The 13,931-nt window shown below is 67.8% G+C and carries 11 protein-coding genes and 1 pseudogene; 7 read left to right on the top strand and 5 right to left on the bottom strand.

Going from position 1 to position 13,931, the window contains the following annotated elements; genetic code table 11:
- Positions 1-5 precede the first annotated feature (5 nt).
- The 3 genes from AWC19_RS07990 to AWC19_RS07980 form a co-directional block, all read right to left on the bottom strand.
- On the bottom strand, positions 6-2,936 hold the full coding sequence (locus AWC19_RS07990) for an MMPL/RND family transporter (protein WP_085077524.1): 2,931 nt from the start codon (positions 2,934-2,936) through the stop codon (positions 6-8).
- Positions 2,933-3,481, bottom strand: a complete 549-nt coding sequence (locus tag AWC19_RS07985) for an MmpS family transport accessory protein (protein WP_085077523.1) — start codon at positions 3,479-3,481, stop codon at positions 2,933-2,935. Before AWC19_RS07985 ends, AWC19_RS07990 begins: the two co-directional genes overlap by 4 nt.
- Positions 3,482-3,653: 172 nt before the next feature.
- Positions 3,654-4,340, bottom strand: a complete 687-nt coding sequence (locus AWC19_RS07980) for a TetR/AcrR family transcriptional regulator (RefSeq protein ID WP_085077522.1) — start codon at positions 4,338-4,340, stop codon at positions 3,654-3,656.
- Between the two features lie 257 nt (positions 4,341-4,597).
- On the opposite strand from AWC19_RS07980, the gene AWC19_RS07975 reads away from it, so the two are divergent.
- The 4 genes and pseudogenes from AWC19_RS07975 to AWC19_RS07965 form a co-directional block, all read left to right on the top strand.
- Positions 4,598-5,020, top strand: a complete 423-nt coding sequence (locus tag AWC19_RS07975; RefSeq protein WP_085077521.1) for an MmpS family transport accessory protein — start codon at positions 4,598-4,600, stop codon at positions 5,018-5,020.
- Entirely contained in the window at positions 5,017-7,893 is a 2,877-nt protein-coding gene (locus AWC19_RS07970) for an MMPL/RND family transporter (RefSeq protein WP_085077520.1), read from the top strand. Before AWC19_RS07975 ends, AWC19_RS07970 begins: the two co-directional genes overlap by 4 nt.
- A gap of 31 nt (positions 7,894-7,924) precedes the next feature.
- On the top strand, positions 7,925-8,068 hold the full coding sequence (locus tag AWC19_RS30460; RefSeq protein WP_245848835.1) for a hypothetical protein: 144 nt from the start codon (positions 7,925-7,927) through the stop codon (positions 8,066-8,068).
- Positions 8,053-8,610, top strand: a pseudogene (locus AWC19_RS07965) (cytochrome c biogenesis protein DipZ); the annotation flags it as partial. The gene AWC19_RS30460 and the pseudogene AWC19_RS07965, both read left to right, overlap by 16 nt.
- A gap of 176 nt (positions 8,611-8,786) precedes the next feature.
- Here AWC19_RS07965 and AWC19_RS07960 read toward each other — a convergent pair.
- Together AWC19_RS07960 and AWC19_RS07955 are read right to left on the bottom strand one after the other, a co-directional pair.
- On the bottom strand, positions 8,787-9,653 hold the full coding sequence (locus tag AWC19_RS07960; RefSeq protein WP_085077519.1) for a hypothetical protein: 867 nt from the start codon (positions 9,651-9,653) through the stop codon (positions 8,787-8,789).
- A 10-nt stretch (positions 9,654-9,663) separates the two neighbouring features.
- Positions 9,664-10,179 (bottom strand): mycothiol transferase, encoded by a 516-nt coding sequence (locus AWC19_RS07955; RefSeq protein WP_085077518.1) that lies wholly within the window; start codon positions 10,177-10,179, stop codon positions 9,664-9,666.
- A 67-nt stretch (positions 10,180-10,246) separates the two neighbouring features.
- On the opposite strand from AWC19_RS07955, the gene AWC19_RS07950 reads away from it, so the two are divergent.
- From AWC19_RS07950 to AWC19_RS07940, 3 genes are read left to right on the top strand one after another with little or no spacing between them, the layout of a single operon-like run.
- Positions 10,247-11,986 carry an N-acyl-D-amino-acid deacylase family protein gene (locus tag AWC19_RS07950; RefSeq protein ID WP_085077517.1) on the top strand — a complete coding sequence of 580 codons (1,740 nt, stop codon included), beginning with the start codon at positions 10,247-10,249 and terminating at the stop codon, positions 11,984-11,986.
- Positions 11,987-12,024: 38 nt separating this feature from the next.
- A complete protein-coding gene (locus AWC19_RS07945) occupies positions 12,025-13,446 on the top strand; it encodes a PPE family protein (RefSeq protein ID WP_085077516.1) in 1,422 nt (473 codons plus the stop codon).
- 27 nt (positions 13,447-13,473) lie between these two features.
- A complete protein-coding gene (locus tag AWC19_RS07940; protein ID WP_085077515.1) occupies positions 13,474-13,893 on the top strand; it encodes a hypothetical protein in 420 nt (139 codons plus the stop codon).
- Positions 13,894-13,931 lie beyond the last annotated feature (38 nt).

The following is a 13,931-nucleotide window of genomic DNA, read 5'->3' as shown; positions in this document are numbered from 1 at the left end:
CGCGATCAGCGCGGTTGTACCAAACCGCCCGGCGGGTGCTCCTCGACGTCCTTGAGGATCAGCTCGCGCACGGCGGCACGCGGCCCGTACGGTCGCAGCATGGTGCTGGCCGGTCGTGGTCGCACGTGCTGCGGCCACCAGAACCAGCGCCCGAGCAGGGTGGCCAGCGACGGTGTCATGAACGCCCGCACGATCAAGGTGTCGAACAACAAACCGAGCGCGATCGTCGTACCCACCTGGGCCATCACCAGCAGCGGGCTGAACGCGAACGTGGCCATGGTCGCGGCGAACACCAGACCGGCGGAGGTAACCACCGAGCCCGAACCGGCCATCGCGCGGATCGTCCCCGTCTTGAGCCCGGCGTGGATTTCCTCCTTGAACCGCGATATCAGCAGCAGGTTGTAGTCCGAGCCGACCGCCAGCAGCAGGATGATCGCCATCGCCAGCACCATCCAGTGCAACTTCAGGCCCAGGATGTACTGCCATAGGAGCACGGACAGTCCGAACGAGGCGCCCAGTGACAGCAACACCGTGCCGACGATCACAAAGGCCGCTACGACGCTTCGGGTGATCACCAGCATGATGACGAAAATCAAAGTGGCCGCGGCGATTCCGGCGATCAGCAGGTCGATGTTGGAGCCGTCGTGCATGTCCTTGTACGTCGCGGCGGTGCCGCCGAGGTAGACCTTGGCGCCCTCCCAGGGGGTGCCCTTGATCGCCTCGTGCACGGCCTGCTTGATCGGTTCGATGTGGTTGATGCCTTCGGGGGTCGCCGGGTCGCCTTCATGGGAGATGATCAGCCGGACGGCGTGCCCGTTCGGCGAGATGAACTGTTTGAGACCTCGCGCGAAATCCGGGCTCTTGAACGCCTCGGGCGGAAGGTAGAACGTGTCGTCGTTCTTGGCTTTGTCGAAGGCGTCGCCCTGGGCGGTGGCGTTGTCGGACTGCGCTTTCGCCTGTTCGTTGAGACCCATGGTGGTCGCGTAGTTCGACATGATGGTGTCGAGGTTGTGTTGCTGGCTCTCGATCTGCGGCGGTATCAGCGCCACCAGCTGCGGCTGAATCTTGTCCAGCTTGTCGAGGTTCGCGCTGAGGTTTTCGATGTTCTGGGTCACCTGGTCGATGCCGTCGAGCGCGTTGAAGATCGACCGGATCGCCCAGCAGGCCGGGATGTCGTAGCAGTGTCTCTCCCAGTAGAAGTAGCTCCGAATCGGCCGGAAGAAGTCGTCGAAGTTGGCGATGTCGTCGCGCAACGATTCGGTGATCTTCACGGTTTCTTTGGTGAGTCGGGTGGTTTCGTGCGTCGTGTTGCTGAGGTCCTGGGTGACCTGCATCTGCTCATGCAGCAGTGCCATCGTCTTGCGTAGCTCGTCGGCCTGCTTGAGCAGGTTTGCCGCCTGCTCGTCCTGATAGTGCTGGGTCTGGATCCGCCCCGCGGCTTGTGCGCTCATCTGAAAACCGAGGGTGCTGTGGTCCAGCGGCGTGCCCAACGGCCGGGTGATGGTCTGCACCCGGCCGATACCGGGGATGTGGAAGACCGCCTTGGCGACCTTGTCCAGGACCAAAAAGTCGGCCGAGTTCCGCAAGTCGTGATCGGTCTCGATCATCAACAGCTCGGGATTGAGCCGGGCCTGGTCGAAGTGCCGGTCCGCGGCGGCATATCCGACGTTGGCAGGGGTGTCCGCCGGCAGGAAGTGGCGGTTGTCGTAGTCCGTCTTGTAGCCGGGCAGGGCGAGCAGACCGACCAATGCGACCCCGATGGTCACCGCGAGAACCGGTCCGGGCCAGCGGACGACCGCCGTGCCCATGCGACGCCAGCCGCGGGTCTGCAGCTTGCGCTTCGGATCCATGAGCTTGAAGAACGAAGCCACCGTCAGCATCGCCGGCCCCAGGGTCAGCGCCGCAAGCACCGCGACCAGCATGCCGACCGCACACGGCACCCCCAGCGACGAGAAGTACGGCAGCCGGCAGAAGCTCAGGCAGTACATCGCGCCGGCGATGGTCAGCCCCGATCCCAGCACGACATGCGCCGTGCTGTGGAACATGGTGTAGAACGCCTGTTCGCGGGTCTCGCCCAGACCGCGGGCCTCCTGATAGCGGCCGACCACGAAGATCGCGTAGTCCGTCCCGGCGGCGATCGCCATAAGCACCAGCATGTTGTTGGCGAAGGTCGACAGCCCCATGAGGCCGTAGTTACCGAGCGTCGCGACGACACCGCGGGCCGCTGCCAGCTCGATGAAGACCATCGCCAGCATGATCAGCATGGTGACGACCGAGCGGTAGACGAACAGCAGCATCACCACGATCACCACAAAAGTGACGAGCGTGACCACCGCGACGCCCTTCTCGCCCGCATGGGACTGATCGGCGAACAGCGGACCCGCGCCGGTGACGTACGCCTTGATTCCCGGCGGCGCGGGCACCGAGTCCACGATCTTGCGGACGGCCAGGGCCGACTCGTTCGCCAGCCCGCCGCCCATGTTGCCGGCGAGGTAAACCTGGACGTATGCGGCCTTTTGGTCGTGGCTCTGGGAACCCGCCGCCGTCAGCGGATCGCTCCAGAAATCCTGCACGTGCTGAACGTGCTCCTTGTCTTGCTCGACGCGCCTGACGATCTCGTCGTAGTAGTGGTGCGCTTCGGCGCCGAGTGGCTTGTCGCCCTCCAGCAGGATCATGGCCGAGTTGTCGGAGTTGAACTCTTTGAACGTCGATCCGACCTTCATCATCGACTGAAAGGATGCGGCGGCGGTCGGACTCATCGACACCGAGTGGGTCTTGGCGACGACCTCCAGCTGGGGCGCCACGGTGTTGGTGACGAACACGATGCCCAACCAGATCAGGACGATCGGCAGGGCCAGCCGGTGGATCATCCGCGGCAGGAACGGTGGGATCAGCGGCTGGTCGACGCGCGGCGGAGCCTCGCCCGGCTGGCTCATGCGGACTTGTCCAGGCAGTAGACGAACGGGGTCACGGTTTCGTTGGCATCTGAGCGATTCGGAGCCTTGATGACGTCACCGTGCCCGTCGTGGTTGTTCACGACGAATCGGCAGGCGATCCAACTGCCGTCTCCTTGCGCCACCAGGTTTGCCGGGATGCCGGGCTTTGTTGAACTCAATACTTTGCTCCAGGGCAAGGGCACGTTGAGGGCCTGCTGCGGATGGGAGTTTTCGTCGAGGTAGTCGATGGTCGCCCTGCTGCCCGGTGAGCCCCAGACCTCGAGCGTGATCGTCTTGGCGTTGAACTCGTCGAGGACCTCGCCCGAGGTGCCACCACCGAACGAGCCGCGGTGAACGCCGAACACACCGTGCAACCGGTACACGACGAATCCCGAGAGCGCGACGACGGCTGCGATCGTGAGCACCAGCCAGAAACGCGCCAGAAAGCCCTTTTTCCCAGCGCGCCGCGGGGCGACCTTGTCGCCCTCGCCGCCGGCGGAGTCCTGCTTCATCAGCGGCTCCGTCCTTGGCTCAGTCGTCGTCATGGGCGCTTCGAGTCCTTCACCACGGGCGAAGAATCAGCCGGCCTGTGGGTAACCCTAGCGACGGCGCAGGGTTTCTTGTGGGCGTCGCTGGGGCGCTTGGTAGCCGGCGGCCCGGCATCGTTCGCACCGGTTGCGGTTCGGCAATTCACAGTGCCGTGGTTTCCTTTCCGGTTCATGACGATTCGGAGACGAGGCCGACGCAGGTAGCCATCAGCACTCGGGTAAGTGCGGATGCGAATTCGATGTTCCACTCCGGCGGCAGGGCCTCCGGGTCCTCGGCGTAGGCGTTGGTGAGCCGCTCCGGCGGGTTGGCGATGTGCCAGAACGCCGAGGCCAACGAGTAGGCGGCGATCAGGGTGTCAAAGGCGCCGGACCGGCCGAGCACGGGCAACGCGCGCTCGATCGCGTCGGCGAGCGCGATCGCGGCCGCGGCGATGGTCCGCCTGATCTCGACGACCCTGTCGACATCGACCTCGTGTTCGAGGTGTAGGTGCAGGTTGGCCAGCAGGTCGCAAAACAGCGGGTCGGCCACCAGCCCGTTGGCCAGCGTCTCGGCCACCCGCTCGGGTGTCATCGCGCCCGGCTCGCCCAGTTCCTCGCACACCTTGGCCGACCAGCGCATCCACCCCTCGGCGGCAAGGTGCAACAAGACCTCCTTGTGGGAGGTGAAGTAGCGGCGCACGGCCGAATAGTGAATCCCGGCGCGACTGGCCACCGCGGTCAGCGTCACGGACGCGACGCCGGTCTCGATCGCGAGGGATCGCGCGGCCTCCACCAGCGCCGCGGCGCGTTGGCGCTTGTTCTCCTCCGTGCGCGCGCGCTGAAACGTGAGTTGCGCCACCGCCAAACGATAACGCACATTGTGTGATTTGTATAACGCACGCCGTGTGATTTGTCGGGGTCGCGAAACATGATTGTTTTCGGCGTTACGCACGTGATATGCGTTACACTCCAGGTCGCGAGGGGAAGGAGTCCAACGGTCCCGGCCGGGTGGCGAGCCAGCCGTGATTTACTTAGGTAAGCCTTGGCTGCGCTCGGATCGGGCGGCGCCGCGATTCAGCGGACCGTCCGCCCGCAGCAGGTGCCGAACCGTGAAGGGGATTCCAAATTTTCAAGGTGCTGTCCCGGACGTGGATCCCACTCGTCGTCCTGGCGGTGGTGGTCGTCGGTGGCTTCGTCGTGTACCGGGTCCACGGCTACTTCGGTTCGGAAAGGCGCGAATCGTACGCCGACAGCAACCTGCAAAACCCTAAGCCGTTCAACCCCAAACGCATCGTGTACGAGGTCTTCGGCCCGCCCGGGACCACCGCCGACATCAGCTATTTCGACGTCAACGCCGATCCGCAACGCGTCGACGGGGCGCCGCTGCCGTGGACGCTGCGCATCACCACCGATAAGGCGGCGGTGATGGGAAACCTGACGGCCCGCGGCAGCGGCAACAGCATCGGCTGCCGCATCACCGTGGACGACGTGGTCAAGGCCGAGCGAATCTCCAACGAGGTCCACGCGTACACCTTCTGTCTGGTGAAGTCCGCGTGACCACGCCACTGGCGCCCGCCCCCGGCGCTCACGCCGAACGGCCGTTCCTCGCCAGGACGATTCACGCCCTGGCGGTGCCGATCATCCTGTTCTGGGTCGCGGTCGCCATCATCCTCAGCCTGTTCGTCCCCTCGCTGGAGGTGGTCGGCCAGGAGCGGTCGGTGTCGCTGAGCCCCAAGGACGCGCCGTCGTTCGTGGCGATGAAGCACATCGGTCACGCCTTCAACGAAGGCGAGACCGACAGCTCGGCGATGATCGTGCTCGAGGGTGACCAGCCCCTCGGCGACGCCGCCCACAAGTACTACGACGAGATGGTCCGCCGGTTGCGCGAAGACCGGGTGCACGTGCTGAGCGTCCAGGACTTCTGGGGTGATCCGCTCACGGCCGCGGGCGCGCAGAGCAACGACGGCAAGGCCGCCACGGTCCAGGTGAACCTCGCCGGCAACCAGGGCGAGCTGCTGGCGAACGACTCGGTGGAGGCCGTCCGGAAGATCGTCGACAGCAGCCCGCCCCCGCCCGGCGTCAAGGTCTACGTGACCGGTGTGGCGGCCCTCGCCGCGGACCTGCACCACAGCGGTGACAAGTCGATGGTCAGGATCACCGCCACGACGGTCGCGGTGATCCTGATCATGCTGCTGTTCGTGTACCGATCGATCGTCACCGTGATCCTGCTGCTGGTCACGGTCGGCTTCGAGCTGACCGCGGCGCGCGGCGGTGTCGCGCTGATGGGGCATTTCGGGCTGGTCGGGCTGACCACGTTCGCGGTGTCCCTGTTGACGTCGCTGGCGATCGCGGCCGGGACCGACTACGGGATCTTCATCATCGGCCGCTACCAGGAGGCCCGCCAGGCCGGCGAGGACCGCGAAGCGGCGTTCTACACCATGTACCGCGGGACGGCCCACGTGATCCTGGGCTCGGGCCTGACGATCGCCGGGGCCACGTTCTGCCTCAGCTTCGCCCGGATGCCGTATTTCCAGACCCTCGGTGTGCCGTGCGCGGTGGGGATGCTGATCGCGGTGCTGGTGGCGCTCACGCTGGGTCCGGCGGTGCTGACCGTGGGCGCCCGGTTCGGGCTGTTCGACCCCAAGCGCAAGATCGGGGTCCGCGGTTGGCGACGGGTCGGGACCGCGGTGGTCCGCTGGCCGCTGCCCATTCTGGCCGTCACATGCGCCGTCGCCCTGGTCGGTTTGCTCACCCTGCCCGGCTACAAGGCCAACTACAACGACCGCGAGTACCTGCCGTCGTTCATTCCCGCCAACGCCGGCCTCACCGCCGCGGATCGCCACTTCTCCCAGGCCCGGATGAAACCGGAGATCCTGATGATCCAGGCCGACCACGACATGCGGAACCCGGCCGACTTTTTGGTCCTGGACCGGTTGGCCAAGGGCATCTTCCGGGTGCCGGGAATCTCCCGGGTGCAGGCGATCACGCGGCCCGACGGGACGACGATGGACCACACGTCGATCCCGTTCCAGATGAGCATGCAGAGCGCGGGCCAGATGCAGAGCATGAAGTACCAGCGCGACCAGATGAACAACATGCTCAAGCAGGCCGACGAGATGACCAAGACCATCGCCACCATGCGGCGCATGTACGAGCTGATGACGCAGCTGGTCGCCACCACGCACCGCATGGTCGGCGACACCGAACAGATGCAGCAGATCACCAACGAGCTACGCGACCGCATCTCCGACTTCGACGATTTCTGGCGGCCGATCCGCAGCTACTTCTATTGGGAGAGGCACTGTTTCGACATTCCGATCTGCTGGTCGATCCGGTCGATCTTCGACGCGCTCGACGGCCTGGACCAGATCGACGAGAAACTGAACACGCTGATCGGCGACATCAAGGACCTCGACCGGCTGATGCCGCAGATGATCGCGCAGTTCCCACCGATGATCGCGACCATGGAGAACATGCGCACGATGATGCTGGACATGCACAGCACCATGTCGGGGATCTTCGAGCAGATGGACTCGATGAGCGACAACGCGATGGCGATGGGCCACGCGTTCGACGCGTCCAAGAACGACGACTCGTTCTACCTGCCGCCGGAAGTCTTCAAGAACAAGGACTTTCAGCGCGCCATGAAGAACTTCTTGTCGCCGGACGGGCGCTCGGCGCGCTTTATCATCCTGCACCGCGGTGACCCCGCCTCGGCGGAGGGCATCGCCAGCATCGACAAGATCCGCACCGCCGCCGAGGAATCGCTCAAGGGCACCCCGCTGGAGGACGCCAAGATCTACCTGGCCGGCACGGGCGCGGTGTTCAAGGACATCTCCGAGGGCGCCAAGTGGGACCTGGTGATCGCCGGGATCTCCTCGCTGTGCCTGATTTTCATCATCATGCTGATCCTGACCCGCGCCCTGGTCGCCGCCGCCGTCATCGTGGGCACGGTGGCGATCTCGCTGGGCGCCTCCTTCGGGCTGTCGGTGCTGTTCTGGCAGCACATCCTCGGCATCGAGCTGCACTGGCTGGTGCTCGCCATGTCGGTGATCGTGTTGTTGGCCGTCGGGTCGGACTACAACCTGCTGCTGGTGTCGCGCTTCAAACAGGAAATCCACGCCGGCCTGAACACCGGGATCATCCGGTCGATGGGCGGCACCGGCAAGGTGGTGACCAACGCCGGCCTGGTGTTCGCGTTCACGATGGCGTCCATGGTCGTCAGCGACGTGCGGATCATCGGGCAGGTCGGCACCACCATCGGGTTGGGCCTGCTGTTCGACACGCTGATCGTGCGCGCGTTCATGACGCCGTCGATCGCCGCGCTGCTGGGGCGCTGGTTCTGGTGGCCGATGCGGGTGCGTTCGCGCCCACCCCGGTTTTCCCCGCGACCGGTCGGGCCCCAGCCGTCCCTGGCCTACAGCGATTAGCCCGTCGGCCGGCTAGCTCCGAACACCAGTCATGGGCACCGTCGCGCTGATCGGGTTTCTCGGCGGCCTGATCACCGGGATCTCGCCGTGCATCCTGCCGGTGCTGCCGGTGGTGTTCTTCTCCGGCGTGACGGCGCGGCCGTATCTGGTGATCGCGGGCCCGCGGAGTACCTGATCGACGCGAATGGCACCGTGCGGCACACCAAGTTCGGCGAGGGCGACTACGGCAGCACCGAAAGCCTGATCCGCCAGCTGCTCGTCGACGCCCGGCCCTCGGCTCGGCTGCCCGCGCCGACCGACACCGTCGACACCACCCCGCACACCGCGCTCACCCCCGAAACCTACCTGGGCGCGGGCAAGGCCGTCCGCTACGGCGGGGACGGCCAATACAGAGCGGGCACAACCACATTCGGCTACCCGGCGCGGTTGGCCGACGACCGGTTCGCCCTGCGCGGCCGCTGGAGCGTCGACGACCAGGGCGCCACCGCCGACGGCGACGACGCGGCCATCCGGCTCAACTACACGGCCGCCAACGTCTACGCCGTCGTCGGCGGCGCCGGCACGATCGCCGTGACGCGGGGCGGTCACACGACCGCGACGCCCGTCGGCGGGCCGCCCACGCTGCACCAGATCGTCGCCGACGACACCGCGCGCCGCGACCAGCTGGACATGCGGGTGAGCAAGGGGCTGCAAGTGTTTTCGTTCACGTTCGGCTGACGCCGCCGGGCCCGTCCGGCGGCCGGCGGCCCCGGATCACCGTCGTGGGCTGGCGAACTCGGCATTCGATGCCTTCGGTGACGAGCTGCGCGCCGCGCGCGAGACGACGGCGGTGGCGTTCACGATCGAGCCCGGCGCCGGCTCGCCGCGGCCGACCACCCCGAGCCCGGCCGGGCTCACGTCGGGTCAGGGGGCTTCCTGCGCAGGCCGCCGAGCACCGCGACCAGCACGCCCAGCCCGACCAGCGCGGCGCCGCCCACCAGCGTCAGGTCCAGCCAGTGCCGGAGGCCGGACTCCGCGTGGTCGACCATGACCTCGGCGATCGCGCGGATATCGCCGGTGGTGCGATTCAGCGCGTCGTTGACGTGCCGGCCGCCGGCCTCGATGCCCGCCCATCCGGCGCCGCCGACGAGCAGCGCCGAGACGCCCAGGCCGGTCAGGGCCCTGCCGCGGCGGCGCGCGGCCGCCAGCGTCAGCATTGCGAAGAGCCCGGCCGCCGCCGCCGCGCCGGCGCTCACCCACGGGCCCCAGGCCGCGAGCCGGCTCAGCCGCCCCTGCCGCAGCGAGCCGGGCATCGACACGGTCAACGGAACCGTCAAATTATCCGGCACCGTGACGCTGTGGGTGCGCAACACCTGCTGGAACGAGTCGTCGTGGAGCATCGGGGCCACGTCGACCACCCACTGGTTGCCGGTTCCGCGCGGGCCCGGGCCGGTGAACAGCCAGCCGTGCGCCGCCCGGTTCAGCTGGGCGAACATCGGCGGAAACGCCGGGCCCGCGGTGAAGGCGGCGGCGACGTCGTGCACCTGCGCGCCGTCGACCGGGTAGCGTCCCCCGCCGCGTTCGGCGATGAGCGCCATGGCCCGGGTGGTGAGTTCGGCCGCCATGGCCGCCTGCAGGGCGGGGTCGCGCGCGGCTTTTTCGGCCAGGGCGGCGTAGCCGCCCTCGTCGATGACGTTGAGCTGCAGCCACATTCCGGGGATCGCCACGGCCGTGGCAACGGTCGTCGCCAGCCACAGCAGCGCCGTCACCGCGGATCGCACGGTCTCGACCCTACGGCGCGATCCCCCGCACGTACGCGGCCTGCCCCAGGTGCTGGGCGCAGTCGTCGATGATGCTCACCAGCCGGGCGCTGGCCGTGACCGGCGGGTCCCAGTTGGTGTCGACGATGCGCGACAGCTCGTCGGCGGTGACCCCTGCGATGTATTCCAGGGTGAGCTTGTGCACGGCGCGGTAGTAGCCGGACAGCAGGTCGGCCGGCGCGCGCACCTTCGCCACCTGTTCGGGGCCGTGCCCGTAGCCGGTGTCGTTGCGCGGCAGGTCCAGCCCGAACCGGTCCACCCAGCCGTCGCGGGTCCACACCTGCTCGACGCCGGCCACGTCGGCGAGCTGCACGTCCTGCACCCGCGCGCTGTGCCAGATCAGCCAGGCGATGCTGTTGGCGTCGGAAGTCGGGCGGTAGCGCGACGTTTCGTCGGTCAGCCCGTCGGTGAGCTCTTCGACGTGCTCGATCAACCGGGTGAACGCGTCGCGTAGCAGTTCCTGGGTGGCGGCGTCGCTGTTTGGCATACCCGCGACATTAATGGCGGGCAAGAGGTCCTGGCACGAGGCGCCGACGTGGTCGTAGATTTGTTAGATGACCTACGACCTCATCATCCGCAACGGCACCATCGTCGACGGGCTGGGCGGCGAGCCGTACGTCGGCGACGTCGCGGTGGCGGGCGGCGTGATCCGCGAGGTGGGGTCGGTGAACGGCGCGACCGCGGCGCGGCAGATCGACGCGACCGGGCTGCTCGTCACCCCGGGATTCGTCGACCTGCACACCCACTACGACGGCCAGTCGATCTGGTCGGAGCGCCTGACCCCGTCGTCGGCGCACGGGGTGACCACCGTGGTGATGGGCAACTGCGGGGTGGGCTTCGCGCCGTGCCGGCGCGAAGACCACGACGTGCTCGTCGACGTGATGGCCGGCGTGGAGGACATCCCCGGCGTCGTCATGACCGACGGCCTGCCCTGGAACTGGGAGACCTTCCCCGAGTACATGGACGCCCTGGACGCCGGCAAGCGGGACATCGACGTGGCCGCCTACCTGCCGCACTCGCCGCTTCGGGTGTACGTGATGGGCCAGCGCGGCGCCGACCGCGAGCCGGCCACCCCCGAAGACCTCGCCCGGATGCGGGCGCTGGCCAAGGAGGCCGTCGAGGTGGGCGCGCTCGGCTTCGCGTCGTCGCGGCTGACCATCCACAAGACCGAGAGCGGGTCGCCGATCCCCAGCTACGACGCCGCCCGCGAGGAAATCGAGGAGATCGCCCGCGGCGTCGTGGACGGCGGCGGCGGGCTGCTCCAGTTCGTGCCCGACATCCCCGCCGGCGGCTACCAGCCCGTGCTGCAGACGGTGTTCGACGTGGCCGAGGACGTCGGCCTGCCGGTGACGTTCACCCTCGTCGTCGCCAACGCGGGCGACCCGACGTGGCCCGACGCCATCACGATGATCGAGAAGGCCAACAGCGCCGCCGGCGGCGACATCCGAGTCACCGCGCAGCTGTTGCCGCGTCCCATCGGGCTGATCATCGGCCTGCAGCTGAGCGCCAACCCGTTCGTGCTCTACCCGAGCTACCGCGAGATCGCGCACCTGCCGCTCGCCGAGCGGGTGGCCGAGATGCGCAAGCCCGAGGTCCGCGCCCGCATCCTGGCCGACAAGCCGGGGCAGGGCCACCCGATCCTGTACGTGGCCCAGATGTGGGACTGGATCTTCCCGCTCGGCGACAACCCCAACTACGAGCCCGACCCGGCGGACAGCATCGGGGCCCGCGCCCGGGCCCGCGGGGTGGACCCGATGGAGGAGGCCTACGACCGGCTGCTCGACGACGACGGCCGCGCCATGCTGCTGGTGGCGACCAGCAACCTGCAGGGCAACTCGCTCGACACCGTGGGCGAGCTGCTGCACCGCGACGACGTGGTGCTCGGGCTCGGCGACGGCGGCGCGCACTACGGCATGATCTGCGACGCCAGCTACACGACGTACTTCCTGGCGCACTGGGCGCGGGACCGCAAGGCCGGGCGGTTCTCGGTTCCCGAGGCCGTCCGCGAGCTCACGTCGGTGCCGGCGCGGGTGGCCGGGCTCGGCGACCGCGGCCGCATCGCCGTCGGCTACAAGGCCGACCTCAACGTCATCGACCACGCGGCGCTGCGGTTGCACAAGCCGGTGATCCGTTACGACCTTCCGGCGGGCGGACGCCGCCTGGACCAGACCGCCGACGGCTATGTGGCAACGATTGTTTCCGGCGAGATAATTGCCGAAAATGGCATTCCCACCAATGCCCGTCCCGGCAAGTTGGTCCGCGGCCGTAAGCGAACGCCGTCACCTGCGCGATAACGCCACGAAGGGCGGCCCATCCCGGTTAAGTTGAGTCAGTGACGAGCCCGCATTTTGCGTGGTTGCCGCCAGAAATCAACTCGGCACTAATCTTCGCCGGTCCGGGTGCGGCGCCGCTGCTTGCTGCCGCGGCCGCGTGGGACGGGCTCGCCGAGGACCTGGCGTCGTCGGCGTCGACGTTTTTCTCGGTGACGTCGGACCTGGCCAACGGCTCGTGGCAGGGGGCATCGGCGGCGGCGATGATGGCCGTCGCGACGCAGTACGTGAGCTGGCTCAGCGCGGCGGCCGCCCAGGCCGAAGCGGCATCGAGGCAGGCCTCGGCCATCGCGGCGGCGTTCGAAACCGCGTTGGCGGCCACGGTGCAGCCCGCCGTGGTGGCGGCCAACCGATCCCTGGTGCAGGCGCTGGCGTCGACGAACTGGTTCGGGCTGAACACCCCGGCGATCATGGACACCGAGGCCGCCTACGAGCAGATGTGGGCCGCCGACGTCGCGGCGATGTTCGGCTACCACGCCGACGCGTCGGCGGCCGCGGCACAGTTGGCGCCGTGGCAGGCAGTGCTGCAAAAGCTCGGTTTCAGCTTCAGCAACGGCGAAATTAATTTCGGCCCGATCAATCTTGGAAATGCAAACCTGGGTTTTGGAAACAATGGCAGCCTGAATGTGGGTTCGGGTAATTCGGGTAACAATAACGTCGGTTTCGGCAACCTCGGCAACAACAACTTCGGCTTTGGCAACACCGGCAACAACGACTTCGGCATCGGGTTGACCGGCAGCAATCAGATCGGTTTCGGAGGCTTCAACTCGGGTTCGGGCAACATCGGCTTCTTCAACTCCGGTACCGGCAATGTCGGCTTTTTCAATTCCGGCAACGGCAACTTCGGCATCGGGAACTCGGGCAGTTTCAACGCCGGCTTCGCGAACACCGGCTCGACCAACATGGGCTTTTTTAACACCGGCACCGCCAACGCCGGCTTCTTCCAGGACAACTCCGCCCTGGCCGGCCAGGGCATGGACTCGAGCGCGATGAGCTCCGCCCGCTACGCCACGGGCGGGTTCGGCGCGGCAAACCTCGGTTCCGGCGTCCTCAGCTCGGTCAGCGCGGCGACCGGCGGCCTGAACGCGGCCCTGCCGAACGCCGCGGCGCTGACCCCGGCGACCAATGCGGCCAATGCGGCCTTCGCCGCCGCGGCCGACCCCACCGCCATGACCGGCAGCCCGTCGTCGGGCGGCAGCGGCGCCGGCGTCGCCAGCGCGGCGAGCGGTCCCACCCCCACGCCGCCCGCCCTGAAGACCACCACCTCGACACCGCCAAGCTTCTTCGCCGCCGGCAGCAACGAGCTCCGGGGCGGCCCGACCCCGCGCGAGTCGGGCATCCCCGCCTCCGGCTTCTTCAACAAGCCGGACCGCGGCCCCGAGACGCCCAACCCGGGCATCAGGCTGCCTGAGGGCCCCGAGTAGCGGCCCGCCTGGCCTATCCTCGGCATTATGCGCGCCAAGAAGAAGGTCGACGTCAAGCGGCTGGCCGCCGCCCTCCAGGACTATCCCTTCGCGTACCTGATCACCGTCGACGACGGGTATCGCGCGCACACCGTGACCGTCGAGCCGCGGCTGCGCGACCGCCCGGACGAGCCGGGCGCGATCGTGGACGTGGGGCTGATCGGCGGCCGCACGCGGCAGAACCTGGCGCAGCGCCGCGACGTCACGCTGCTATGGCCCCCGCCGGAACCCGGCGGCTACTCGCTGATCGTCGACGGTGAGGCCGAGGTCAGCGAGGCCGGCGGCGAGACCGTCCGGCTGGGCGTCGTGCCCACCCGGGCGCTGCTGCACCGCGAAGCCGACCCCGGCTCCCCCGGCGCCGCCAAGGGCTGCCTGCACGACTGCGTGGTGTTCTCGCTGCCGGCCTGAGTTCGCGCGGGCGCCGTGGACACGAAAAAGCCCGGCCC

This window comes from Mycobacterium palustre (assembly GCF_002101785.1).
Lineage (GTDB): Bacteria > Actinomycetota > Actinomycetes > Mycobacteriales > Mycobacteriaceae > Mycobacterium > Mycobacterium palustre.
The sequence above is the reverse complement of the archived record's forward strand: the minus strand, read 5'-3'. Positions and strand labels throughout refer to the sequence as shown.